The following is a 24,679-nucleotide window of genomic DNA, read 5'->3' on the forward strand; positions in this document are numbered from 1 at the left end:
CTGCCAAGCTATTGCATGGCGCCACTCATCATCACTCCCAGGAGCAGACAATGACTGCAACGACCCAACAACAGATCATCGAATCGCTGGGCATCGAGCCGACATTCGATGCACGCCGAGAAGTCGAACGCCGTATCGATTTCATGGTGCGCTACCTGGAGAAAACCGGTACTCGAGCATTGGTGCTGGGTATCAGCGGTGGCGTCGATTCGACCACCGCTGGGCGGCTATGTCAGCTTGCCGCCGAGCGCCTTCGCGACCGTGGCGGGGAGGCAACCTTCTATGCGATGCGCCTGCCTTATGGCGATCAGCATGACGAGGACGACGCCCAGGCCGCGATCGACTACATTCGCGCCGATCAACAGCTCGATGTCGATATCAAGCCCTGTGCCGATGGCTTGCTTGCGAGCCTTGAAACGGGGAAGCTCGCTTTTCAGGATGAGTACCAACGCGACTTCGTGCATGGCAATATCAAGGCGCGAGCGCGGATGATGGCGCAATACGCCGTAGCAGGAACGCACAACGGCCTGGTCGTGGGAACAGATCATGGCGCCGAAGCCGTCATGGGCTTCTTCACCAAACATGGGGACGGCGCTTGTGACATCACCCCACTGGCAGGACTCACCAAGCGCCGGGTCAGAGCGCTTCTGAGCGAGCTTGATGGTCCTGAAGCATTGGTCAACAAGATCCCTACTGCCGATCTCGAGTCGCTCTCACCAGGACGCACCGACGAAGAAGCGTTAGGCGTGAGCTACGATACGATCGATGACTTTCTCGAGGGAAAGGAAGTCGACCGCGACGCAGCAGATCTAATTATCCGCACCTTCGACCGCACCGCACACAAGCGGGAGCTCCCCGTCGCGCCATAGGCGCGTTCGGCTACTTCCCGGCGGCTCCATTCCAGGGAGGCCGCCGGGATAGTGATATCGGCTTTGGCTGCCAATTGTCCTCTCGGTCTAGCTCCTTTGCACTCGCCTTCCGAGCCAACCTTTGCACTCTCCTTCCGAGCCAACCTTTGCACTCTCCTTCCGAGCCAACCTTTGCACTCTCCTTCCGAGCCAANCTCCTTCCGAGCCAAACTTTGCACTCTCCTTCCGAGCCAAACTTTGCAAGCCTGGTCTCCACTGCATGCACGGGATGTTTCACGTGAAACACGAGGCTTTTGCGTCCCGCAGCATGACATCCGATAATCGGTTTCTCTTTTGTCAGAGCACGGTTTCACATGGTCAAGCTCGTCATACTCGATCGCGATGGCGTCATCAATCGAGACTCTGATGCCTATATCAAATCACTGTCGGAGTGGCACCCCTATCCCAGCGCCATTGAAGCGATCGCGCGGCTGCACCAGGATGGCTGGACAGTCGCCATTGCCACGAACCAGTCCGGCATTGGAAGAGGCTACTACGACATCTGGACGCTCGAGCAAATTCACGATCGATTACGCTCACTGGTCGAACAAGCCGGCGGGAGGATCGCAGCGATCGAGTACTGCCCCCACCTCCCATCCGACGACTGCGCTTGCCGCAAGCCGCGTACCGGCCTGCTGGAACGGATAAAGGGTCGATTGCATCTGCAGACGCTGGAGGGTTGCTGGATGGTCGGCGATAGCCTGCGTGACATTCAGGCAGGCATTACCAGCGGTTGCCAGACGGCACTGGTGCTTACCGGCAAAGGGCAACGCTCTCGGCACGAGCTGGACGACACGCTTGCCGACACCTGGATCTGTAACGATCTGGCAGATTTCACCAGCCGTCTGCTGAATCAGAGCTCGTAAGCCAACAACGCCGCTTCTCCACAACGGCGCCTCTCCAGCCTGGCGAATGTTTCATGTGAAACATCGGTTTTTCCCGAGTTCCCGCAACTGATCCCAACGTCATGCTCAGCCTCGACTATCCTTGGAGAGACACTTCAAGGATGGAAACAGGGCCATGACATTGGGGAAGAAGATTGCGCTAGCCGTAGTAGCGATCGTCTTGTTGTCACTCGTGGCGCTAATCGTCGTCGTCATGACATTCGACTGGAACCGGCTCAAGCCCACGATCAACGAGCGCGTCTCGGCAGCCATTCACAGGCCCTTCGCTATCGAAGGCGACCTCGAGCTGTCCTGGGCGTCCCCGGAAGATGAATCCGGTTGGCGCAGCTGGATTCCATGGCCTCATATCCACGCCGAGGATATCCATGTCGGTAGTCCGGAAGCCGTCACCGACGAAGATCTGCTCAGCCTCGCCTCGTTGGATATCGAATTCTCCCTGCTCCCGCTCATGGACAAGACGGTCTCCATTCCCCATATCCAATTCTCGGGTGCCGAGGCTTCTCTGGTCCGTCTTGAAAACGGCAAGAACAACTGGACATTTGCGCTCGGAAACGGTGAGCAGGATACGGCAGCCGAACCCTCGAACAGCGACAGCGGCTGGACAGTCGATGTCGGAGATATCGCTTTCGATCCGGTGAACGTTCACTACGATGACGCCGTACTGACGGCAACCGCCGATGCCACGGTCCGACTCCTCGGCGAGCCCATCGCCTTCAATGACGTTGCGGAGAAAGGCAGTGCCGCTCGGCAAGCCGTCGGGGATCGAGACGTCGCCGATTACGTATTTGGCTGGAAGGCCGAAGGTGAATATCAGAATCAGGCTTTCGACGGAGAAGGCCGGCTCGGCGGACTGGATGCCTTGCGCCTTCGCGATGCACCCTACCCCCTTCAAGCTACAGTAGAAGCGGGCGCAACCCGGGTGTCCGTCAACGGCACCTTGATCGACCCGTTAGCGCCCAAGAAAATCGATATGGATCTGCAATTTGCCGGCCAGAACCTGGGCGATCTCTACGACATCATTGGCGTGACTCTGCCTGACACACCGCCCTACTCTACCCAAGGCCATCTGACAGCCAATCTCGATACCCAAGAAGCGCTCTCCTTTCGCTATCGCAATTTCGACGGACAGATTGGAGACAGCGACATTCATGGCGACCTTACCTACCAGATGGGCGAACCACGGCCATCGCTGGAGGGCGAGGTCGTTTCGCAGCAATTGCGCTTTGCCGATCTCGCCCCGCTGATCGGTGCCGACTCGAATGCGGAAAAGGCAGACCGAGGAGAAGCCAGCCAGCAGCCGGAAGACAAGCTGCTTCCGGTCGAAGAGTTCGATACGGCGCAATGGAAGACGATGGATGCGAACGTGAAATTCACCGCGCAGCGCATCGAGCATGGCGACTCGCTGCCTCTGGAGGATCTCTATACACATATCACGTTGGAGAACGGGGAGATTCTGCTAGACCCGCTTCGGTTCGGCGTCGCGGGAGGCAATCTCAATACCACGGTACGACTCGACGGTAGCCAAGAGCCGATGCAGAGCCGCGTGGACATGCATATCCGCCATCTCTTGCTGAGCCGTCTGTTTCCCGACGTGGAGCTGATGCAGAACAGCCGCGGAGAACTCAACGGGGGCGCCACGCTGAGTGGCACCGGCAATTCCGTTGCCAGCATTCTGGGCACCAGCAATGGTGACCTGCAGATGCTGGTCAATGATGGCCTTATCAGTCAGAACCTGATGGAACTGGCAGGCCTCAATGTCGGCAACTACCTGGTCGGCAAACTGTTCGGAGATGAACAGGTCAATATCAACTGTGCGGCAACCAATCTGGAAGTCACCGATGGACTGGCCAAAACCCGCTTCTTTCTGATCGATACGGAAAATGCGCTGATCAAAATCGACGGCACCGTCAACTTCGCCACCGAAGCGCTGGATTTCACCATCGAACCGGAAAGCAAGGGAGCACGTGTCTTCACGCTACGCTCGCCACTTTATGTGAAAGGTACGCTCAAGAACCCGTCTCCGGGCGTCGACACCGGATCACTGCTGGCTCGAGGCGCTGTGGGCGCGTTCCTGGGAACCGTGGCGACTCCCGCCGCGGCACTGCTGGCGCTGGTCTCGCCAAGCGCGGACGAAACGACACCCTGTAATGATTTTCTGAGTCAGATTAAAACCGGCACCTCTTCTCAGTAAGCAGTAAATGAACGCTTTCTCGATAAGCGCTTGTTTCACGTGGAACACGTCTACGACCTTGTTTCACGTGAAACCAGGCATCCATTTCCTCAAAGCGCAGCGCGCCAATATCTGACCTGGCGATCAAGCCTGATCAACGAATAGCTTCCGAACGGGAAGCGAGGGATCATTGAGATTGAATAGAGCCCGGCGCGATAGAGTGATACTAGCGCCGGGCTTCGAAAGAAAGAGGCTTACCGGGAGGAGTCGTTCTTGTACTTCTCGCCCAGCGATTCCAGTGCACTGATGATCTTCTCGATCTCGGTGTCGAAGCGCTGTTGCTGCTGTGCATAGAAATGCCGCGTATAGGATGCACCCTTGTGCTTATCCACCAGATTGGAAAACTGGGATTCCAATTGCTCTGTGTGGTAACGCAAACGCTCCGTGAGAAACGAGGCATGGCCCTGGTGACAAGCCACATCCATCAAGGCTCTCATCTGAACCGTCAGCAGATACAGCTGAAGCACGTTGCGATCCTGAACCTCCTTCTGCGTGGAGACGCTATCATCGAGCAGGTTGATCGAACTCATCTGGCAGCAGCCGCTGTCGTCAGTCAGCGGGCGATCCTGAGCCGATTTGTCTTGAGTCTGCAACATGGTCAGACCCTCCTTAGGTCGCTGAACCACACGGTTCATAGTAACACCGCGACATTGCCTGACTGTTCATCATTGGTCGAAGTGCTACCGGGTTACCGGGGTCGCCTAAAGCGTAATGGCGAGAGCGCACCAAGGGGCGCAAATTGGTAGAGAAATCCAGCAATCGGCCACCGATTCACCAGGAGAACCTCACCATGCGTTACGCCAACCCGAATACCTCGGACGCCATCACCCAGTTCGAGAAGCGCTATGACAACTACATTGGCGGTGAGTGGGTACCACCCGCCGAGGGACGGTATTTCGAGAACATCACGCCGGTCACCGGCGAAGTCTTCTGCGAGGTCGCTCGTTCCAGCCAGAAAGATATCGACTTGGCGCTGGACGCTGCTCACAAGGCTGCCCCCGGCTGGGGCAAGACCTCCGTTCAGGAACGCTCGGCCCTGCTGCTCAAGATCGCGGACCGTCTGGAGCAGAACCTGGAAATGCTGGCCGTCGCGGAAACCTGGGACAACGGCAAGGCCGTACGCGAGACACTGGCCGCCGATATTCCGTTAGCCATCGACCACTTCCGCTACTTCGCCGGTTGCATTCGTGCCCAGGAAGGCACCACTGCCGAGATCGACGAGAACACCGCCTCCTATCACTTCCACGAACCGCTCGGCGTCGTCGGCCAGATCATCCCCTGGAACTTTCCGATCCTGATGGCCACCTGGAAGCTCGCGCCGGCACTGGCTGCGGGTAACTGCGTCGTGCTCAAGCCGGCCGAGCAGACCCCGGTCTCGATCTTCAAGGTCATCGAGGTCATTCATGACCTGTTGCCCAAAGGCGTGATCAACATCGTCAATGGTTACGGTGAAGAGGCCGGGCAGGCACTCGCCACCAGCAAGCGCATCGCCAAGATTGCCTTCACCGGATCGACACCCGTCGGCTCACACATCATGAAGTGTGCCGCCGAGAACATCATTCCCTCGACAGTGGAACTGGGCGGCAAGTCGCCGAACATCTATTTCGAGGATGTCATGTCGGCAGAGCCCGCGTTCATCGACAAGTGCGCCGAAGGCCTGGTGATGGGCTTCCTCAATCAGGGCGAAGTCTGTACCTGCCCTTCTCGCGCCCTGGTCCAGGAAAGCATCTACGACGAGTTCATGTCGCGTGTCATCGAACGGATCAAGAAGATCAAGCGCGGCCATCCGCTGGATACCGAAACCCAGGTCGGCGCCCAGGCTTCGCAGGAGCAGTTCGACAAGATCATGTCCTACATGGACGTGGCACGGGGCGAAGGCGCCGAGTTCCTGGCCGGCGGCGAGCGGGAGTCACTTGGTGACGATCTCTCCCGTGGCTATTACATCCAGCCGACCTTGCTGAAAGGCAACAACAAGATGCGGGTGTTCCAGGAGGAGATCTTCGGACCGGTGGTGTCGGTCACGACGTTCAAGGATGAAGCTGAGGCACTGGCCATTGCCAACGATACGGAATTCGGCCTCGGCGCCGGCGTCTGGACCCGCGACATCAACCGCGCCTACCGCATGGGTCGCGGCATTCAGGCGGGCCGCGTGTGGACCAATTGCTATCACCAGTATCCGGCCCATGCCGCCTTCGGGGGCTACAAGAAATCCGGCGTCGGTCGCGAAACCCACAAGATGGTGCTGGAGCACTATCAGCAGACCAAGAACCTGCTGATCAGCTACGACATCAATCCCATGGGCTTCTTCTAACCACCTGACCAGGCGTCCCATCGGAGCGCCTGAGGCCGACGGCTACCCGTCGATCATTGCGGCGGGCATGTCCTGAGGATATTGGCATCAGGGCATGTCCGCCGCTTCTCTGTCAGCAACATGGTCAGTCACGCGTCGTCAGCGATGTGTTTCATGTGGGCTATCCCTTCGCACCCTGAATCAGCTCGGCGAACCGGTGCAAGTCGACGTTCCCCCCGGACAGGATGATCCCTACCCGCTGCCCCTCGACGGCTACCCGACCACTCAGGGCCGCTGCCGCTGCCAGGCAACCGGTCGGCTCGACGAACTGCTTCATCCGCCCGGCCATGAAACCCATGGCATGAACGAGCTCGGCATCGCTCACGGTAACGATGTCGTCGACACAATCTCGAAGTACCGGGAACGTCAGACTGCCCAAGGCCTGGGTCTGAGCGCCGTCGGCGATGGTACGTGGCGTGACGATGGAAACGATCTCGCCGCTGGCCAGGCTTCTCTGCGCATCGTTGCCGGCTTCCGGCTCGACCCCGATCACGCGGCAACGCGGATACCGCGCCCTGGCGACCGTGGCACAACCGGAGAGTAGCCCGCCGCCCCCCAAGGGAACGAGCAGCGTATCGAGCTCGCCGACATCATCGAACAGCTCCTTGGCGGCAGTGCCCTGCCCGGCCATCACGTGGGAATGGTTGAATGGCGGAATCAGCGTCAGACCCTCAGCCTCGGCGATCTCGCGCCCCAGCGCTTCACGATCCTGGGTGTAGCGATCGTAGAGCACCACCTCGGCACCATAACCACGCGTGGCAGCGATCTTGATCGCCGGGGCGTCTTCCGGCATCACGATGACGGCGCGAATGCCGTGCAACCTGGCCGACAGCGCGATCGCCTGCGCATGATTGCCCGAGGAAAACGCGATGACGCCGGCAGCCTTCTGTTCGGCATCGAACTGGCTGATGGCGTTGTAACCGCCCCGAAACTTGAACGCGCCGATACGTTGAAGGTGCTCCGCCTTGAAGTGAAGCGATGCGCCGGTAAGATCGTCCGCCGTCGTCGAGCGCAACACCGGTGTTCGATGCGCAATTCCCTCCAGCCGACGGTGTGCCGCCACCACGTCGTCGTAATCGATTGCCAGATTGCTCATGTCGTCATCGCTCTCCTAGTGATCGTCGCCACTGACATTTTTCGGGGCGCTGCGTAAGATGCCGTTCCGAATGCCTGGATACGTATCGTCCATATTCAGATGTCCGTATCCAGATAAAGCGCTTCGATCATGATGGCTGAACGGCGGCGAGGGAAGAGACAGATGGCATCATACGAGTGGACATGGCAGACCGGCCCCGAGCTCGATCCCGGCGAACTCTATGCGCTGCTGTCGTTGCGGGTAGCCGTATTCGTGGTGGAACAGCAGTGCCCTTATCAGGAGCTGGATGGCCACGACCTTCAGGCCTCGACGCACCACCTGAGCGTGATGACGGAGGATCATCTCGCGGCGACGTTACGGCTCAAGGTGCCGGAGGAGAGAGATAAACCCGTTTCCATCGGTCGCGTGGTCATCGATCCCGACCACCGCGGCAACGGCCTCGGCCATGACCTGCTGCGTGCTGCACTGGCGCGAATCGAATCGCTCTGGCCCGGCCGGGATGCAGCGCTTTCCGCGCAAGCCCATCTGCAAGACTTCTATGGCCGCCACGGATTCGCGCCGATGGGGGATGTCTATCTGGAGGATGGTATTCCGCATATCGCCATGCAGCGGGATGCTGGTCAGCAGAAAAAGTAAGCGCTCACTTACGCTTATCGGCATGCCGCCATGAAAAAACCGACGCTGGTCGCCAGCGTCGGTTTCTTGTAATGACCACTACCGTCCGTCAACGGCAGGCGGCTGTCGATCAGGCGCCGAATTCGCTCAGCATGGTCTCGATCAGATCGAGCCCTTCCCCGAGCACCTCGTCACTGATGGTGACCGGCATCAGGAAGCGGATCGTGTTGGCATAAAGACCGCAGGAGAGCAGGATCAAGCCACGCTCGCGCGCCTCGCGACACAGCTTGCCGGCCAGCTCGGCGTTCGGCGCGCCGCTCTCGCCACTGACCAGATCGAATGCCGCCATGGCGCCCAGGTTGCGCGTGTTGGCAACACTGGCGTACTCCTGCTGCCATTTGTCGAAACGCGCCCTGAGCTTCTCGCCCAGCGCCTGGCTCTTCTCCAGAATGCGCTCTTCCTCGAACACTTCCAGCACCGCCAGCACCGCAGCGCAGGAAACCGGGCTGCCGGTATAGGTGCCGCCCAGCGAGTTGCCGCCGGAGGCATCCATCACCTTGTCCGTACCCACGACCGCGGAGATCGGCATGCCGTCCGCCATGCTCTTGGCCATGGTCATGATATCCGGCTCGACGCCGCTGTGCTCGATGGCGAACAGCTTGCCGGTCCGCCCGAAGCCGGACTGCACCTCGTCGACGACCATCAGAATGCCGTGCTCGTCGCAGATCTCGCGGATCGCTTTCAGGAAGCTCGCAGGCGCCGCATGGAAGCCACCCTCGCCCAGCACCGGCTCGATCACGATCGCCGCGGTGTCGTTGACGTTGGCGTCGGTCTTCAGCGTCATCTTCAGATGGCGCAGCGCCTCTTCCTCGCTGACGCCGATGGACGGCACCGGATAGGGCGCGCGATAGACCTGGCCGGGCATCGGGCCGAAGTCGTTACGATACGGCGCCACCTTGCCGTTCATCGCCATGGTCATGAACGTCCGGCCATGGTAGCCGCCAGTAAAGCAGATCACGCTGGAACGACCGGTAGCGGCGCGTGCCACCTTGACCGCGTTCTCCAGTGCCTCGGCGCCGGAGTTGGCCAGCATTACCTTGGCATGGCCGCGTACTGGCGTCACCTCGCTGAGCTTCTGCGCCACCCGCACGTACCCCTCGTAGGGCATGACGGTCTGGCAGGTATGCATCACCTTGTCGAGCTGCGCCTTGACCGCTTCGACCACCTTCGGATGGCGATGACCGATGTTGAGCACGCCGATACCACCGGCAAAATCGATGAAACGCTTGCCGTCCTCGTCCCACAGCTCCGCATTCTCGGCACGGGCGGCGAACTGGCCGGCCGGGCTGGCCGCCCCGTTGGCGACATAGCGCTGCTTGAGTTCGTTGAGTTCTGCGTTGGTCATGGATGTATTAGCCATGGAACACTCCTCCTGACGCGGCATCGAATGCCGCTAACGTGGATTGCGCGTCGTCGTCGAGCTCGGCAGGCGGCGCGCCATGAAATCGGAATCAAGATTTGTCGTAGGTGGCCCGAATGAGGCGATCGCCCATCTCTCGACCGTAGTGCCGTCGAGCCCATCCGTACAGTGCCAATCCGGCGATCATCCAGCCGCCGAAGATGGACCACTCGACGGGCGTCAGCGCCGACGGGCTACCGGGCAGGTAGAGACAGGTCATGCCCAGCGACAGCAGCACCGCCAGCACGCCGACCAGCTTGCCGGCACCGACATGATAAGGACGCGGCATGTCGGGTTCGCGATAGCGCAGGATCAGGAACGACAGCGCCACGAACAGATAGGCGAGCACGATGCCCAGCCCGCCGGCGTCGACCAGCCATACCAGCGCCGGGCGGCCGAAGAAGGGAGCGGCGGTGGAAAGCACGCCGATCAGGATGATCGCGTTGGTCGGTGTCTTGTAGCGGGGATGCAGCTTGCCGAGGAAGGCGGGAAGCATGCCGGAATGGGCGAGCGCGTAGATCGCCCGCGAGCCACCGATGTAGAACGCATTCCAGCTGGTGATGATCCCGGCAATGCCCGCCAGCACCATCAGATTGCCGGCCCAGGAAGCATCGAATACCGCCGTCATCGCGTCCGGTACGCTGAGCGAGCTGCCCTGCAGCGCCTGGTTGTCGAGCATCAGGCTGGTACCGAGAATGATCAGGGTATACCAGCACACCGCCATGATGACCGAAAGCACCAGCACCTTGCCGATATCCCGGAACGGCAGGTTGATCTCTTCCGCCGCCTGGGGAATGACGTCGAAACCGACGAACAGAAACGGCACCAGCACCAGTACCGCCACGATGCCGCCGAAGGCGCCATGCTCACCGCTGGCGAACAGCGGCTGCATGTTGCCGCCGTCACCGGTGAACAGCGACCCGGTCACGAACATCACCCCCGCCACCAGAATCAGCCCGGTGACGACTTTCTGCAGCAGCGCGGCGGTGGAGATCCCCAGATAGTTGACCGCCATCATCACGATCGAGCCGATCACACCGACCGCGACCCAGGTTGCCTTGACCTCCCAGCCGGCGATGGTCCACAGATCACCGACGGCGTAACCGGGAAACAGATGCTCGAATACCGTGGGTAGCGCCACCGCCTCGAACGACGCCACGCTGACGTAGCCCAGCACGATGCTCCAGGTACAGACGAACGAGGCGAAATGGCCGAGCGCACGATAACTGTAGACGTGTTCGCCACCGACTTGCGGCATGGCAGACGCCAGTTCGGCATAGGTCAGTCCCACCAGCAGCACGGCAATACCGCCGATCACGAAGGCGAGCATGGCGCCCACGCTGCCGCCGTCGAGAATGGCGCTGCCGGTGAGGACGATCCAGCCCCAGCCGATCATGGCGCCAAAGGCCAAGGCAAGGACGTCCGCACGAGCCAGGACTCGCACGAACTCCGGAGGTTGAGAAGCGTTCGACATGACGGGATTCTCTTCAGGTTGTTATTGATGAGCCGAGATCGTGTTGGGTCAACCCGGAGCTCGGCCCTGACGCCACGCTACCACCCCGGCGCCTCGCCGGGACTAGACCACTTTTCAACGACTGTAGACCACCTCCCGCTCCCCACGCATAATCCGAACCTTTCCGCGTCCGCGAGGGGAAGATCATGGACGACCGCCGCCGGGCGCTGGATCGCATCGCGCAGGTTTATCAGGCCCAGCCGCGTCATCTGACCAAGCATTGCCGCCTAGAACAGACCTTGCTGAGGCTGATCGACAGCGAATGGCAGGATGGTCAGCGATTGCCTGGCCATCGGGCGCTGTGTGCCGAACTCGGCGTGGCTCGCAACACGCTTGCCGGTGTCATCGAGGACCTGATCCGCCAAGGTCAGCTGGTCACCGACCACGGCCGCGGCACCTGGGTAAGTCAACGCTTGCATTCGCGAGAGCGCGAGATGGCCGATATCGGCCCGATCTCTCGCCGTGCCAACGACATTCTCGGCGATGTCGGCGCCAGCCCGCTGCAAAGTGGCGCCTTCGTGCCGGGCGTCCCCGATATCGCGCACTTTCCGATCGCCCGGTGGCGCCAGCTCTACTCGCGCATTACCGTGCCCCACAATACGCTGCTGCTCTCCTACGCCTCGGGTGGCTATGGGCCCCTGAAGCGGGCCATAGCCGGCTATCTGGCGCGATGGCGAGGTATCGACTGCGCGCTGGACCAGATCGTGATCACCGAAGGCGCCCATCATGGCCTGCAGCTCTGCGCGCTGACACTGTCCGATAACGGGGATCGCGTAGTCATGGATTCGCCGTTCTACTGGGGCGCTCGCAACGTCTTCCAGGCCGGCGGCCTCGCCATCGAACACGCCATCTGGGAACCTGAGAAAGGCTACACCGGGATCCTGCCGCAGCCTCATCCAAGGTTGCTCTACTTTACCGGGACTCACCATTATCCGTTGGGCGTGAAGTCAGTAAGCACTCACAAACGTGACTTGATCGAACACCTCGGATCGGACTGGATACTGGAGGACGACTATGAATTCGGCGACGGCCATCACCGGGAGCTGTCGTTCGACCCCGATGCCGGCAACCAGATCCTGATCGGATCGTTTTCCAAGCTGATGTTTCCGGGTCTGCGGCTGGGCTACCTGGTGGTGCCGAGAGGTCTGAGCGACGCGATCAACCGGGTACGTACCGGCGTCTTTCGTGAAGGTCGGCTGCTGGATCAGGCAGTGCTCGCCACGTTCATCGATGATGGCGATCTGGATGGCTGGTGCCGCCGCATGGCGAGCGAATATCTTCGGCGTCAACAGCGGCTACATGATCTGCTCGTCGGCACGCCCGGAGTCATTGGCGTTTCACCACCGGCCGGCAACATCAGCTTGAGCCTGGCGCTCTCGCCGACGCTGGACGACGAGCGCTTGTCGAAGGCACTGCTGAACCGACAGCATCTGGTCACTCGCCCGCTGAGCCGGGTCTGTGCTACAGGCGATCATCGACGCGGCCTGATACTGGGCGTCGGCATGGTCGAGGGCGAGACGCTGGAACGCCAGGGCCGACGCCTCGCCGAAGGCATCCGCGAATTCGTCGAGCAGAACCGCCAGCCGCCGGTTCACAGCCGGGACGGCTGACGCGGGCCGATCGCCCACCTCTCGCCTTAAACACGGCACAAAAAAGCGGCTCACCCCGAAGGATGAGCCGCTCTTTATGATGGCTGGCCGACCGACTGGCCGGCTGGTCAGAGGGAGATCACACGTCCAGATTGGCCACCAGCGCGAAGCGCTCGATGAAGTCGCGTCGTGGTTCGACTTCGTCTCCCATCAGCGTGTTGAACATCTGATCGGCGGCGACGGCATCCTCGATGGAGACACGCAGCATGCGTCGAGAGCCCGGGTCCATGGTGGTTTCCCACAGCTGGTCCGGGTTCATCTCGCCCAGCCCCTTGTAGCGCTGAATGCTGAGACCGCGCTGCGCTTCCAGCATCAGCCACTCGAGCGCATCGTAGAAATTCGCAATGGGCTTCTGACGTTCGCCACGGGCGATATAGGCGCCCTCTTCGATCAGGCCATCGAGCGTCTCGCCCAGATTGGCCAGCGCGCGATAATCCGCGCTGCGGAAGAAGTCGATGCCCCAGATGTAGTCCGTGGTCACGCCATGCGCGGTCAGCGCCACGCCCGGCATCCACAGGCCGCGTTCGGTATCTTCCTGGAGCTGGAAGGTATAGCGCGGGCCGCCTTCGTGGGCGATCAGCGAATCCATCTCCACCTGCAGCGCATCGATCCAGGTCTGCATGGTGCCTCGATCACCGAGATTGCTCTCGTCGAGCTTGGGAGCGTGGACCATCTTGCGCAGCACGGCGTTGGGATAGACACGCGACAGACGGTCGATGCGCTTCATCACGTCGCGATACTGGTTGACCAGCGCTTCCAGATGCTCGCCGGCAATGCCCGGCGCATCGGCGTTGACGTAAAGGCGGCCGCCATCCAGTGCCGTGGTGGTGAGATAGTCGGTCATCGCCTGCTCGTCTTTCAGGTACATCTCCTGCTTGCCGCGCTTGATCTTGTAGAGCGGCGGCTGGGCGATGAAGACGTGGCCGCGCTCGATCAGTTCCGGCATCTGACGGAAGAAGAACGTCAACAGCAGCGTGCGGATGTGCGACCCGTCGACATCGGCATCGGTCATGATGATGATCGAGTGGTAACGCAGCTTGTCCGGATTGAACTCCTCGCGACCGATCCCGCAGCCCAGCGCGGTAATCAGCGTACCGACCTCGGCGGACGAGAGCATCTTGTCGAAGCGCGCCTTCTCGACGTTGAGGATCTTGCCCTTGAGCGGCAGGATCGCCTGGGTGCGGCGATCGCGGCCCTGCTTGGCACTGCCGCCGGCGGAATCACCCTCGACCAGGTAGAGTTCGGAGAGGCTCGGGTCCTTCTCCTGGCAGTCGGCCAGCTTGCCCGGCAGCCCGGCGATGTCCAGCGCACCCTTGCGCCGTGTCATGTCGCGGGCCTTGCGTGCCGCTTCACGCGCGCGCGCAGCGTCGATCATCTTGTTGACGATCGCCTTGGCCTCGTTGGGATGCTCGATCAGGTAGTCCGAGAACTGCCGGCTCAACTCCTGATCCACCGCCGTTTTCACCTCGGAAGAGACCAGCTTGTCCTTGGTCTGCGAGGAGAACTTGGGATCCGGCACCTTGACCGAAATGATGGCCGTGAGCCCTTCGCGGGCGTCGTCACCGGCCGTGGCGACCTTGGCCTTCTTCTGGATGTCTTCCGCGTCGATGTAGCTGTTGAGCGTACGCGTCAGCGCCGCGCGGAAACCCGCCATGTGAGTGCCGCCGTCGCGCTGCGGGATATTGTTGGTGTAGCAGAAGACGTTCTCGGCGAAAGTGTCGTTCCACTGCATCGCCACTTCGACGACGATGCCATCCTCGCGCTGAGCCTCGAAGTGAAAGACCGGATTGAGCGCGGTGCGGTTGACGTTGAGGTGATCGACGAACGCCTTGAGGCCGCCCTCGTAATGAAACAGCTCTTCCCGCCCATCGCGCTCGTCGACCAGACGAATCGCCACGCCGGAATTCAGAAACGAGAGCTCGCGCAGGCGCTTGGCGAGAATGTCGTAATGAAACTCGATGTTGGCGAAGGTGTCGCTCGACGGCTTGAAGCTGATCTGCGTACCGGATTTCTCGGTCTCGCCGACCACGCTCAACGGTGCCTGTGGCACGCCGTGATGGTAGATCTGCTCGTGCACCTGGTTGTTGCGCCAGATCGTCAGCTTGAGCTGCTCGGAAAGCGCGTTGACCACCGATACACCGACGCCATGCAAACCGCCGGAGACCTTGTAGGAGTTGTCGTCGAACTTACCGCCGGCGTGCAGCACAGTCATGATGACTTCCGCCGCGGAGACGCCTTCGGCGTGGATATCGGTAGGAATGCCGCGACCGTCATCGGAAACGGTGACCGATTCGTCCGGATGGATGACGATCCGGATCTCGCTGCAATGGCCAGCCAGCGCTTCGTCGATGGAGTTGTCGACGATCTCGAACACCATGTGGTGCAGCCCGGTACCGTCATCGGTATCGCCGATGTACATGCCGGGACGCTTGCGCACCGCGTCCAATCCCTTGAGGACCTTGATGCTCGATGAATCGTAGGCCTGTTCGCTCATTGCTCACTCCATGGTGAAATCATTCCGAATGCAGCCGTCCGTCGGCAAGTGTCGATGCCACCACATCCGTGCTTGGCTGCCAGACGTCGGCCAGCGCCTCGCGATCGACGCTGGTGATGAAGACCTGACAACTGAGCTGCTCCAGCCACTGACAGAAGATCCGCCGATGGTTGCCGTCGAGCTCTGCCGGCAGGTCATCGATCAAGTAAAGGCAGGTACGTCCCGTCAACTGCTCGAGCAGGCGCCCCTGGGCCAGTTTCAGTGCGCTGACCACCAGCTTCTGCTGACCCCGCGACAACACTTCCACCGCCGGATAACGGCCAAGACGAATGCGAAGATCGGCGCGCTGCGGCCCCTGCTGCGTGAAACCCATCTGGCGGTCGGTTTCACGCCCGGCCTCGAAAACCTCCAGCAGCGCCCGTTGACGATCCCATCCTCGCGAGTAACGCAGGGTCAGATCCGGCAACGGCAACAATGCCGCCAGGGTCTCTTCGAACACCGGCGCGAAACGCGTCATGTAGCGTTCCCGCAAACCATCCAGCTGTTCGCTCCAGTGTGCGAGTTCACGCTCCCAGATGCGTATCGACTGAACGTCGATTCTATCATGCCTGAGCAGCGCATTCCGATGTTTCAAGGCCCTTCTGACCCGCTTCCAGCTGTCCAGAAAGTCACGTTCAGCGTGGAAAACGCCCCAGTCGAGAAACTCGCGACGGGAGGCCGGCGAACCCTCGAGGAGACGGAAGGCATCGGGATTGATCAACTGCAGCGGCAGCGCTTCGGCCAGCTGGGTGATTCGCGCAGCACGCTCCCCTCTGACCCGGATATCGAGCTCGGAACTATCGCGCCAGCGCCGCACCCCTATCGGCAGCGGAGGCTCACCGGCAAGCCGGCCGAAAAGCGTCATCTCGTCGCTGTCGTGATCGATCAGCGACTTGAGCTTCTGGGTACGAAAGGAGCGCGCCATGCCGAGGACGTGAATCCCCTCCAACAACGACGTCTTGCCGCTGCCGTTGGCACCGCTGATCAGATTGATATGCGGACCCGGCGCCATCTCGAACGCGCGCAGATTGCGCAAGCCGTGGAAACTCAACCGATCAAGCGGCATGGATACTCGGATCGCAGGGCGAAAGGAAATTGGGTCGAAACCGACATGGCGGGTATTCGTCTTCCGACGTCAAAGAAACTGGCGAGCGATGGCCAAGCTCGCCATCTCTCGCGGGTAATCGGCGAGCGTGATGAAACACGCGGCGCACGACGCTCAAAAAGCGAGACATAACAACGGGGTTAGGCGAGCTTTGAGAGCGACGTGCAACAAAGTGGTTCGCACGCGCAGGCATTACCGTTCGTCAGAGGCGCATCGGCATGACGACGTAGCGCGCATCCCCCCCACCCGGCTCTTCCATCAAGGCCGAGCTGTTGGCGTCGGAGAGCGTCATCTGCATGCGATCGGCGTCCAGCACGTTGAGCACATCGATCAGGTAGCCGACGTTGAAGCCGATCTCCAGCGCGTCGCCGCTGTATTCGATGCTGACGTTCTCTTCGGCCTCTTCCTGCTCGGGATTGTTGGCCATCACCTTGAGGTTGTTCTCCTCGAGATGGAGGCGCACACCGCGATATTTCTCGTTGGAAAGAATCGCGGTACGGGCTAGGTTCTGGCGCAATTCGCTGCGTTCGGCGATGAAGACCTTGTCACCGCCCTTGGGAATGACCCGGTCGTAGTCGGGGAACTTGCCGTCGACCAGCTTGGAGGTAAACGTGAACTCGCCGGTGTTGGCGCGAATGTGGTTGGAGCCCAGCATCAGCTCGACCGGCTCGTCGCTGCCGTCGAGCAGGCGGGTCAGTTCCAGCACGCCCTTGCGCGGCACGATCAGCTTGCGCGGTGTTTCCATCTCGATATCGGCGCTGCGTTCGCAGACCGCCAGACGGTGCCCGTCGGTGGCCACCGTGCGCACCAGGTGGTCGGCCAGTTCCAGCAGCATGCCGTTGAGATAGTAGCGAACATCCTGCTGCGCCATGGCGAACGAGGTCGCGTCGATCAGGTACTTCAGCGTGCCGCGCGGCAGCGACAGCGTGGTGTCGTTCTGACCATCCTCGATGTTGGGGAATTCGGCCACCGGCAGCGTGGAGAGCGTGAAGCGCGAGCGTCCGGCACGCAGCACCACGCGCCCGTCTTCCAGCGAAAAGCTGATGGCGGACTGATCCGGCAGCGACTTGCAGATATCCATCAACTTGCGCGCCGGCACCGTCACCGAGCCGGGCTCGTCGACCAACTCCGGCGTCGCGCGGCCGATCAGTTCCACCTCGAGATCGGTACCGGTCAGCGCCAGCTGATCGTTCTGCACTTCGATCAGTACGTTGGAGAGCACCGGCAACGTCTGGCGGCGCTCGACCACCCCGGCCACCAGCGTCAGCGGGCGCAGCAGGGCTTCGCGAGAGATGGAAAATTTCATTGGGGCTCCGTTGTTGGTTCAATAAGCCTGAAGTCGAATCCAGTAACCGGTGGATCGATCCTGATCATGAGACTCGTTCATAAGGTCCGGTCATGAGAATAGACGGCGAGCGCCGTCGGGCCGCGCCGCCCATTCTTGCCTCGGCGGACGCCACCCGCAATCCCTGTGGTGGCGGAAGTTGGCGGGATACCGCCTCAACTCGTCAACAGCCGCATCAGATTCTTGTAATCCTCGCGGATATCGGCGCTCTCTTCCTTCAGGGCCACGACCTTTCGACAGGCGTGCAATACGGTAGTGTGATCGCGCCCGCCAAAGGCGTCGCCGATTTCCGGCAGACTATGGTTGGTCAGTTCCTTGGCCAGCGCCATGGCGACCTGACGCGGACGCGCCACCGAGCGTGACCGGCGCTTGGAGAGCAGATCGGCGAGCTTGATCTTGTAATATTCCGCCACCGTGCGCTGGATGTTCTCGATGCCGACCTGCTTGTCCTGCAGCGCCAGCAGATCCTTGAGCGACTCGCGGATGAAATCCTGAGTGATCGGCTTGCCCATGAAGTGAGAGTCGGCGATCACCTTCTTGAGCGCCCCTTCCAGTTCGCGCACGTTGGAACGGATCTTCTGGGCGATGAAGAAGGCCGCATCATGGGGCAGGTCGACCTCGGCCTGGTCCGCCTTCTTCATCAGGATCGCCACCCGCGTCTCGAGCTCCGGCGGCTCGATCGCCACCGTCAGGCCCCAGCCGAAGCGGGATTTCAGCCGCTCCTCGACACCGCTGATCTCCTTGGGATAGCGATCCGAGGTCAGGATCATCTGCTGGCCGCCTTCCAGCAGGGCATTGAACGTATGGAAGAACTCTTCCTGGGAACGCTCCTTGCCGGCGAAGAACTGGATATCGTCGATCAGCAGGGCATCGACGCTACGGTAGAAGCGCTTGAAATCGTTGATGGCATTGAGCTGCAGCGCCTTGACCATGTCGGCGACGAAGCGCTCGGAGTGCAGATAGACGATCTTGGCATTGTCGCGCAGTCCCGCCAGATGATTGCCCACCGCATGCATCAGGTGGGTCTTGCCCAGACCCACGCCACCATAGAGAAACAACGGGTTATAGGCACCGCCAGGGTTTTCGGATACCTGGCGCGAGGCGGCGCGGGCCAACTGGTTCGACTTGCCCTCGACGAAGGTTTCGAACGTGAAATTGGGATTGAGCCCGCTGCCATGCTTGAGGCTACCCTCGACCTGGACCTGACGCTGGCCTCCGCGCCGACCGCTCTCTTCCCGTTCCCGCGAGCGATCGACCTGTCTTTCCTCGGCCGCCTCGTCAGACCGCGTCGCTGTCTGCACACTGGGCGAGGATGGCCGTTGCGGCGGCCGACTGGGCGCGGAAACGGGAGCACCCAGATCTCGCGGGGAAACCGCGGCCGCGCGACGGCTTCCCACCGTCAACCGCACCTTGGGCGGTTTGTTGCTGGACGCGACTTCACGCAACAGTTCGTTGATTCGCTTCAGGTACTTGTCGCTGACCCAGTCACGGACAAAACGGTTGGGCGCCAATAGACAGAGTTCGTCCACTTCGCCGTCCTCTGCCTGCAGGGGACGAATCCAGGTATTGAATTGCTGAGAGCTCAACTCATCCTGCAGCGAGTTCAGACATTGTTGCCAGAGAGCGACCGACACACGACCTCACCGAACGTTGAGAAAACGAGAATGGAAAAAACGGGCGCACATTGTAGCGTCGACCTGCCAGGTTATCCACACGAGGGTAAATTCGAGGCAATTGTGGATAAGTTGCCGTCCTTCAGGCCGAAATCTGTGGATTTTCTGGTGATAGCTGCGAATAACCTGTTGCAGGCGCTTGCCTTCATCTTCGAAGGCATCCATCCCGCCCACCGCTAATGCGCAACTTCCCCACAACCTGAATCAACACATAGGCCTTTGTTATAAAGGGGAAAAAACAGCTTATCCACAAACATTATCCCCGTTGTTAACCACATGAGCGACAAGCCCACTTCGGAAACGGTCATCCACGGTACGCCTCCAAGGCCGATCATCGCGGGGTCGCCCAGTTCGGATCCGTTGCGGCACGAGTATCCGACCCGACACGTCAGGGCCCGCGCTCGACCCGTAACAGGGTGTGGATAATTCACGGAAAAATTGCACCGGCACCGCGGATTCACTAGAATTCCCGCTCTTGAGTCGAGTGAGCCCGCTTCCTGCAAACGTGTCGGGCACCCCGCTTCAACCCGTTTTCTTTAGAAATCAACTAATTGGGAATTAGCAGCTATGAAACGCACCTTCCAGCCCAGCGTTCTGAAGCGTAAGCGCGTCCACGGTTTTCGCGCCCGTATGGCCACCAAGAACGGCCGTCAGGTCATTGCTCGTCGCCGCGCCAAAGGCCGCAAGCGTCTCAGCGCCTGATCGGACGCCGAGTGTCCGATCAGCGTTTTCCCCGGCAGTTGCGTCTGCTGAATGCCGGGGACTACAAGCACGTTTTCGACCACGCTCCTTACAAGGTCCATGGTAAAGGATTGCTGGCGTTGGCTCGTCCCAACGCGTTGGGCCATCCGCGGATCGGGTTGATCTTCAGCAAGAAGAACGTGCGTCGTGCCGTCGACCGCAACCGTCTCAAACGCCTCGTGCGCGAATCCATCCGCCATCAGCAGCATCGTTTACCGGCCGTGGATATCGTGATACTCGCTCGGCGAGGGGTACACGAGTTGGACAACGCCAGCGTCTCTCGCCAGCTCAATGGCATGTGGAAGCGCCTGGAAAAGTCCGCTCGTCAGACGCGACAAGACGCTTCGTCATCCTGATCGGACTCCCCCGCGCCGAAAGCCGGGGCGTACCGGCGAATTTTGCCGGTCGACTGCCGATGCCCGGCGCCCACTGACCCATTCCCTTACCGGGCAGACCTCTATATGGATTTGAAACGACTCCTTTTCGTGATTCCGCTGGCCGTGCTGGCCTATCTGCTGATCATGCAGTGGAATCAAGACTATGGTCAGAACGTCGTGAACAACCCGGCGCCGGAGATGGCAGCGTCATCGGGTAACAGCGACAATGGTGAAGGCAGCGCCCTGTCCGCACCGACGGACAGCAACGGCAATGCCAAGCCGATCCAGGATGACATGCCCGCCGGCGCCGATCCGGCCCGAGGCAGCAACCTGATTCAGGTCCAGAGCGACGTGCTGGATCTGCGCATCAATCCCAACGGCGGCGATATCGTCTATGCCGCGCTGTTCGGCCATGATCAGGCGCTCGATTCCAATACGCCTTTCGTTCTGCTCAGCGACAACAACGTGCGCAGCTACGTGGCCAAGTCCGGGCTGCAGATCGAGGGGCATTCGGGTCGCATCCCGTTCACCGCCGATCAGAACAGCTACCAGCTCAGTGAAGGTCAGGACTCGATCAACGTCGATCTGCACGGTAGCGTCAACGGTGTCGACATCATCAAGCGCTTCGTCATCAATCGCGACGATTACGCCATCAAGGTCGAATATCTGATCGACAACGAAAGCCAGCAACCGGTCACCGCACGCTTCATCGGCCAGTTGGCGCGTGATCAGAGCGAAGACCCCACCAACGGCTCCGGCGTCGGTATGCATTCCTTCCTGGGTGCGGCGTTCTCCTCTCCGGACGAGAATTACAGCAAGGTCGACTTCGAAGACATTCGCAGTGGCAACTTCCAGAACCGTGACGTGAAAGGCGGCTGGGTCGCGATGATCCAGCACTACTTCACCTCTGCCTGGGTTCCGGACGCCGACCAGCAGAACCTCTACTACGGCAGCGTCGACAATCGCGATCGCACGGTCGCCGCCTTCGCCGGCCCCAACCAGACCATCGAGCCCGGCCAGCAGGCGACACTCGCCGCGACGCTGTTCGTAGGCCCGAAGGTGCAGGATCGCCTCGAAGCGGTTGCGCCGCACCTCGAACTGACCGTCGACTTCGGTTGGCTGTGGTTCCTGGCCAATCCGCTGTTCTGGCTGCTGGAGAAGATCCACGGCATCGTCGGCAACTGGGGCTGGTCGATCGTGCTGTTGACCGTCTGCGTCAAGATCATCCTGTTCCCGCTGGCCGCCAAGGCCTACAAGTCGATGGCCCGGATGCGCAAGATGGGCCCCGAAATGCAGCGGCTCAAGGAACAATACGGCAACGATCGCCAGAAGATGTCGCAGGAGATGATGAAGTTCTACCAGAAGGAGAAGATCAATCCTCTGGGCGGCTGCCTGCCGATGGTCATCCAGATGCCGGTGTTCATCGCCCTCTACTGGATGCTGATGGAATCGGTCGAGCTGCGCCACGCGCCGTTCATGCTGTGGATCAACGATCTATCGGCCAAGGATCCGTACTTCATCCTGCCGATCATCATGGGCGCCACCATGTTGCTGCAGCAGTTCCTGAACCCGACGCCGCCGGACCCGATGCAGGCGAAGATCATGAAGATGCTTCCGGTCGTCTTCACCTTCTTCTTCCTGTGGTTCCCGGCAGGCCTGGTGATCTACTGGATCGTGAACAATTCGATTTCGATCCTGCAGCAGTGGTTCATCACCAACAAGGTGTTGAAGGAAGATGGCGGTGGCAAGGCCGTGAAAGCCAAGGGCTGACACTGATCTCCCCCGCACCTCCAGACCCTCGCCTCGGCGGGGGTCTGGCGTTTTGATACCTGCCCCCGGACAATACTCGGCCAGGCTTGCCGAACGGCAATGGCCACCCTCGATCCCCTAGACCGGAGACTGCCATGAACATGCCGCTCTACCGACAGGACACCATCGCAGCCCTGGCCACGCCGCCCGGGCGTGGTGGCGTGGGCATCGTCCGCGTCTCGGGGCCGTCGGCCAAAGCCCTGGCGGAGACCATCCTCGGGTATCAGCCGACGCCTCGCTACGCGCACTACGGCGCATTCCAGGGCAACGCCAGCGTCATCGACGAAGGCATCGCGCTCTATTTTCCCGGCCCCCACTCCTTCACTGGCGAGGACGTACTGGAACTCCACGGCCATGGTGGCCCGGTGCTGATGGACATGCTGCTGGAACGCTGCGTGCAGTTGGGTGCGCGGCTGGCGCGGCCTGGCGAATTCTCCGAGCGCGCATTCCTCAACGACAAGCTCGATCTGGCCCAGGCCGAGGCGATCGCCGATCTGATCGACGCCAGCTCTCGTGCCGCCGCGGAAAATGCGCTGCGATCGTTGCAGGGCGAGTTCTCGCAGCGTGTCTCGCAACTGGTCAGCGAACTGATCGAACTTCGTCTTTACGTCGAGGCAGCGATCGATTTTCCCGAGGAAGAGATCGATTTCCTCGCCGATGGCGTGGTCGCCGCCAAGCTGGCGACATTGAGGCACACGCTGGAGACTGTCCGCGCCGCCGCCAATCAGGGCTCGCTGATGCGCGAGGGCATGAGCGTGGTCATCGCCGGTCGCCCCAATGCCGGCAAGTCCAGCCTGCTCAACCGCCTGACCGAACGCGACAGTGCCATCGTCACCGAAATCGAAGGCACGACCCGCGACGTGCTGCGCGAGCATATCCATCTCGACGGCATGCCGCTGCATGTGATTGATACCGCCGGGCTGCGCGACACGCCGGACGCGGTAGAGAAGATCGGCGTTCAGCGCGCCTGGGCCGAGATCGAGAAGGCGGATCGCGTGCTGTTGCTGGTCGACAGCCGAGAGACGGACTCGCTCGATCCGGTGAAGATCTGGCCGGAATTCGTCGAACGGCTGCCCGATCCCGGCCGGCTGACACTGGTGCGCAACAAGATCGACCAGAGCGGCGAAGGCAGCGACGTCGACTTGTCCACAACGCCTCCGGTGATCCGAATCTCGGCGGAGACCGGTGCGGGTGTGGATAACCTGAAAGCGCATCTCAAGGCGGTAATGGGCTTCGACGCCACCACCGAAGGCCGCTTCTCCGCCCGCCGCCGTCATCTCGATGCTCTCGAACGAGCGGCCCAGGCCCTGGCCAACGGTACTGCCCAGCTCAAGGGCGCCGCCGCCGGCGAACTGCTCGCCGAGGATCTGCGCGAGGCCCAGCAATCCCTCAACGAGATCACCGGCGAGTTCACCGCGGACGACCTGCTCGGGGAGATCTTCGGCAGCTTCTGCATCGGGAAGTGAAACGGCCAAAAAGATCGAAAAGCATCCAATAAAATACAAATAAGCCATTGTTTTATAACGAAATTTATTCTATTTCTTTGCAGGCAACTTGATCCGTTTTGCCCCCCCTTGCTCCGTGTGTGCTCCGAGTATAAGTTTTCGGAGCACTCGGAGCACAAAAGGAGCAAAACATGAAAATCACTATCCAGAAACGCGAACCAGACAAGAACGGCCACCGTGCCTTGCGACTGGTCTACTATCACGGTTCCAAGACGGGTCAGAACGGTTCTCGGGCGCAGAAGCGCTCATATGAGCCCCTGAACCTGTTCCTCTACGACAAACCCCGCCTTCCGGCGGAGCGTGAGCACAACAAGACCGTGAATCAGAAGGCTGAGGCCATCAGGGCAAAGCGGCTGTTGGAAATCGAGTCGTCACGACATGGATTGGATGATCGGACCAAGCTTTCTGCCAGCTTCTTCGATTACTTCGACCAGTTGACCGACGAGAAGGCTTCCGGGAGCAAATCCAACCATTCGATCTGGATCTCCACCCGTCATCACCTGCACCGCTACCATGGCTTGTCTGAACTGACCTTTGAACAAGTCGATAAGCGATTCCTGGAAGGGTTCCGGCACTACCTTCAGCATGAAGCTACCACCAAATCCGGTACCAAACTGGCCAAGAACACGACCAGCAGTTACTTCAACAAGGTTCGCGCTGCGCTCAACCAGGCCTATCGGGACGGCATTGTCCGCGACAACCCGGTTCAACAGGTCAAGTCCATCAAACCGGAGAACACCAAACGAACGTATTTGACCCTGGAAGAGGTCCGGGCTCTGACCAAAGCCGAATGCCGGTATGACGTGCTGAGGCGGGCTTTCCTGTTTTCCTGCACTTGTAGTGGCATAGTGAATCTGGCCACCTGA

Annotated in this window: 19 protein-coding genes; 11 read left to right on the top strand and 8 right to left on the bottom strand. The window is 60.6% G+C overall.

All coding sequences use genetic code 11. From position 1 onward, the window contains the following. Nucleotides 1-50 precede the first annotated feature (50 nt). The 3 genes from nadE (at nt 51) to CCD76_RS15310 (ending at nt 4,004) form a co-directional block, all read left to right on the top strand. Nucleotides 51-869 carry an ammonia-dependent NAD(+) synthetase gene (gene nadE / locus CCD76_RS15300; protein ID WP_087720321.1) on the top strand — a complete coding sequence of 273 codons (819 nt, stop codon included), beginning with the start codon at nt 51-53 and terminating at the stop codon, nt 867-869. A 353-nt stretch (nt 870-1,222) separates the two neighbouring features. Next, nucleotides 1,223-1,774, top strand: coding sequence for a D-glycero-beta-D-manno-heptose 1,7-bisphosphate 7-phosphatase (gene gmhB / locus CCD76_RS15305; RefSeq protein WP_087720322.1), 552 nt, complete (start codon nt 1,223-1,225; stop codon nt 1,772-1,774). A 154-nt stretch (nt 1,775-1,928) separates the two neighbouring features. Further along, nucleotides 1,929-4,004, top strand: coding sequence for an AsmA family protein (locus CCD76_RS15310; protein WP_087720323.1), 2,076 nt, complete (start codon nt 1,929-1,931; stop codon nt 4,002-4,004). A 233-nt stretch (nt 4,005-4,237) separates the two neighbouring features. Here the strand turns inward: CCD76_RS15310 and CCD76_RS15315 are convergent, their stop codons facing one another. Continuing rightward, on the bottom strand, nt 4,238-4,639 hold the full coding sequence (locus CCD76_RS15315; protein WP_087720324.1) for a hypothetical protein: 402 nt from the start codon (nt 4,637-4,639) through the stop codon (nt 4,238-4,240). A 194-nt stretch (nt 4,640-4,833) separates the two neighbouring features. Between CCD76_RS15315 and exaC the strand changes: the two genes are divergently transcribed. Next, entirely contained in the window at nt 4,834-6,354 is a 1,521-nt protein-coding gene (gene exaC, locus CCD76_RS15320) for an acetaldehyde dehydrogenase ExaC (RefSeq protein ID WP_087720325.1), read from the top strand. Between the two features lie 160 nt (nt 6,355-6,514). Here exaC and CCD76_RS15325 read toward each other — a convergent pair whose 3' ends face one another. Further along, on the bottom strand, nt 6,515-7,489 hold the full coding sequence (locus tag CCD76_RS15325; RefSeq protein WP_087720326.1) for a threo-3-hydroxy-L-aspartate ammonia-lyase: 975 nt from the start codon (nt 7,487-7,489) through the stop codon (nt 6,515-6,517). A 162-nt stretch (nt 7,490-7,651) separates the two neighbouring features. Between CCD76_RS15325 and CCD76_RS15330 the strand changes: the two genes are divergently transcribed. Beyond that, nucleotides 7,652-8,125: a GNAT family N-acetyltransferase gene (locus CCD76_RS15330; protein ID WP_087720327.1), complete on the top strand. Its 474-nt coding sequence runs from the start codon at nt 7,652-7,654 to the stop codon at nt 8,123-8,125. Between the two features lie 109 nt (nt 8,126-8,234). Here the strand turns inward: CCD76_RS15330 and gabT are convergent, their stop codons facing one another. Next, entirely contained in the window at nt 8,235-9,509 is a 1,275-nt protein-coding gene (gene gabT / locus CCD76_RS15335) for a 4-aminobutyrate--2-oxoglutarate transaminase (RefSeq protein ID WP_087720328.1), read from the bottom strand. A gap of 106 nt (nt 9,510-9,615) precedes the next feature. Continuing rightward, entirely contained in the window at nt 9,616-11,037 is a 1,422-nt protein-coding gene (locus tag CCD76_RS15340; RefSeq protein ID WP_087720329.1) for an APC family permease, read from the bottom strand. 185 nt (nt 11,038-11,222) lie between these two features. On the opposite strand from CCD76_RS15340, the gene CCD76_RS15345 reads away from it, so the two are divergent. Next, nucleotides 11,223-12,686 (top strand): aminotransferase-like domain-containing protein, encoded by a 1,464-nt coding sequence (locus CCD76_RS15345; protein WP_087720330.1) that lies wholly within the window; start codon nt 11,223-11,225, stop codon nt 12,684-12,686. 118 nt (nt 12,687-12,804) lie between these two features. Here the strand turns inward: CCD76_RS15345 and gyrB are convergent, their stop codons facing one another. The 4 genes from gyrB to dnaA form a co-directional block, all read right to left on the bottom strand. Then, a complete protein-coding gene (gene gyrB, locus CCD76_RS15350) occupies nt 12,805-15,219 on the bottom strand; it encodes a DNA topoisomerase (ATP-hydrolyzing) subunit B (RefSeq protein ID WP_087720331.1) in 2,415 nt (804 codons plus the stop codon). Between the two features lie 19 nt (nt 15,220-15,238). Further along, entirely contained in the window at nt 15,239-16,324 is a 1,086-nt protein-coding gene (recF, locus tag CCD76_RS15355; protein WP_087720332.1) for a DNA replication/repair protein RecF, read from the bottom strand. 241 nt (nt 16,325-16,565) lie between these two features. Further along, the gene (gene dnaN / locus CCD76_RS15360) at nt 16,566-17,669 is read right to left on the bottom strand and encodes a DNA polymerase III subunit beta (RefSeq protein ID WP_087720333.1); all 1,104 of its coding nucleotides are present in this window, start codon (nt 17,667-17,669) and stop codon (nt 16,566-16,568) included. Between the two features lie 194 nt (nt 17,670-17,863). Next, entirely contained in the window at nt 17,864-19,342 is a 1,479-nt protein-coding gene (gene dnaA / locus CCD76_RS15365; RefSeq protein WP_087720334.1) for a chromosomal replication initiator protein DnaA, read from the bottom strand. 606 nt (nt 19,343-19,948) lie between these two features. On the opposite strand from dnaA, the gene rpmH reads away from it, so the two are divergent. The 5 genes from rpmH (at nt 19,949) to CCD76_RS15395 (ending at nt 24,679) form a co-directional block, all read left to right on the top strand. Beyond that, a complete protein-coding gene (gene rpmH / locus CCD76_RS15375) occupies nt 19,949-20,083 on the top strand; it encodes a 50S ribosomal protein L34 (RefSeq protein WP_019019264.1) in 135 nt (44 codons plus the stop codon). Between the two features lie 11 nt (nt 20,084-20,094). Further along, complete coding sequence (gene rnpA, locus CCD76_RS15380) at nt 20,095-20,478, top strand: ribonuclease P protein component (RefSeq protein ID WP_083387420.1); 384 nt, start codon at nt 20,095-20,097, stop codon at nt 20,476-20,478. Between the two features lie 105 nt (nt 20,479-20,583). Continuing rightward, nucleotides 20,584-22,269: a membrane protein insertase YidC gene (gene yidC, locus CCD76_RS15385; RefSeq protein WP_087720335.1), complete on the top strand. Its 1,686-nt coding sequence runs from the start codon at nt 20,584-20,586 to the stop codon at nt 22,267-22,269. Between the two features lie 134 nt (nt 22,270-22,403). Beyond that, nucleotides 22,404-23,774 (top strand): tRNA uridine-5-carboxymethylaminomethyl(34) synthesis GTPase MnmE, encoded by a 1,371-nt coding sequence (mnmE, locus tag CCD76_RS15390; RefSeq protein WP_087720336.1) that lies wholly within the window; start codon nt 22,404-22,406, stop codon nt 23,772-23,774. Between the two features lie 170 nt (nt 23,775-23,944). Beyond that, nucleotides 23,945-24,679 (top strand): phage integrase SAM-like domain-containing protein, encoded by a 735-nt coding sequence (locus CCD76_RS15395; protein WP_087720337.1) that lies wholly within the window; start codon nt 23,945-23,947, stop codon nt 24,677-24,679.

Origin of the sequence: Salinicola salarius (assembly GCF_002179555.1) — a bacterium.
GTDB classification, from domain to species: Bacteria; Pseudomonadota; Gammaproteobacteria; order Pseudomonadales; family Halomonadaceae; genus Salinicola; species Salinicola salarius_A.

Coding starts and splice junctions, on each gene's coding strand:
- nadE (WP_087720321.1), top strand. CDS start 51: ATGACTGCAACGACCCAACAACAGATCATCGAATCGCTGGGCATCGAG.
- gmhB (WP_087720322.1), top strand. CDS start 1,223: ATGGTCAAGCTCGTCATACTCGATCGCGATGGCGTCATCAATCGAGAC.
- CCD76_RS15310 (WP_087720323.1), top strand. CDS start 1,929: ATGACATTGGGGAAGAAGATTGCGCTAGCCGTAGTAGCGATCGTCTTG.
- CCD76_RS15315 (WP_087720324.1), bottom strand. CDS start 4,639: ATGTTGCAGACTCAAGACAAATCGGCTCAGGATCGCCCGCTGACTGAC.
- exaC (WP_087720325.1), top strand. CDS start 4,834: ATGCGTTACGCCAACCCGAATACCTCGGACGCCATCACCCAGTTCGAG.
- CCD76_RS15325 (WP_087720326.1), bottom strand. CDS start 7,489: ATGAGCAATCTGGCAATCGATTACGACGACGTGGTGGCGGCACACCGT.
- CCD76_RS15330 (WP_087720327.1), top strand. CDS start 7,652: ATGGCATCATACGAGTGGACATGGCAGACCGGCCCCGAGCTCGATCCC.
- gabT (WP_087720328.1), bottom strand. CDS start 9,509: ATGACCAACGCAGAACTCAACGAACTCAAGCAGCGCTATGTCGCCAAC.
- CCD76_RS15340 (WP_087720329.1), bottom strand. CDS start 11,037: ATGTCGAACGCTTCTCAACCTCCGGAGTTCGTGCGAGTCCTGGCTCGT.
- CCD76_RS15345 (WP_087720330.1), top strand. CDS start 11,223: ATGGACGACCGCCGCCGGGCGCTGGATCGCATCGCGCAGGTTTATCAG.
- gyrB (WP_087720331.1), bottom strand. CDS start 15,219: ATGAGCGAACAGGCCTACGATTCATCGAGCATCAAGGTCCTCAAGGGA.
- recF (WP_087720332.1), bottom strand. CDS start 16,324: ATGCCGCTTGATCGGTTGAGTTTCCACGGCTTGCGCAATCTGCGCGCG.
- dnaN (WP_087720333.1), bottom strand. CDS start 17,669: ATGAAATTTTCCATCTCTCGCGAAGCCCTGCTGCGCCCGCTGACGCTG.
- rpmH (WP_019019264.1), top strand. CDS start 19,949: ATGAAACGCACCTTCCAGCCCAGCGTTCTGAAGCGTAAGCGCGTCCAC.
- yidC (WP_087720335.1), top strand. CDS start 20,584: ATGGATTTGAAACGACTCCTTTTCGTGATTCCGCTGGCCGTGCTGGCC.
- mnmE (WP_087720336.1), top strand. CDS start 22,404: ATGAACATGCCGCTCTACCGACAGGACACCATCGCAGCCCTGGCCACG.
- CCD76_RS15395 (WP_087720337.1), top strand. CDS start 23,945: ATGAAAATCACTATCCAGAAACGCGAACCAGACAAGAACGGCCACCGT.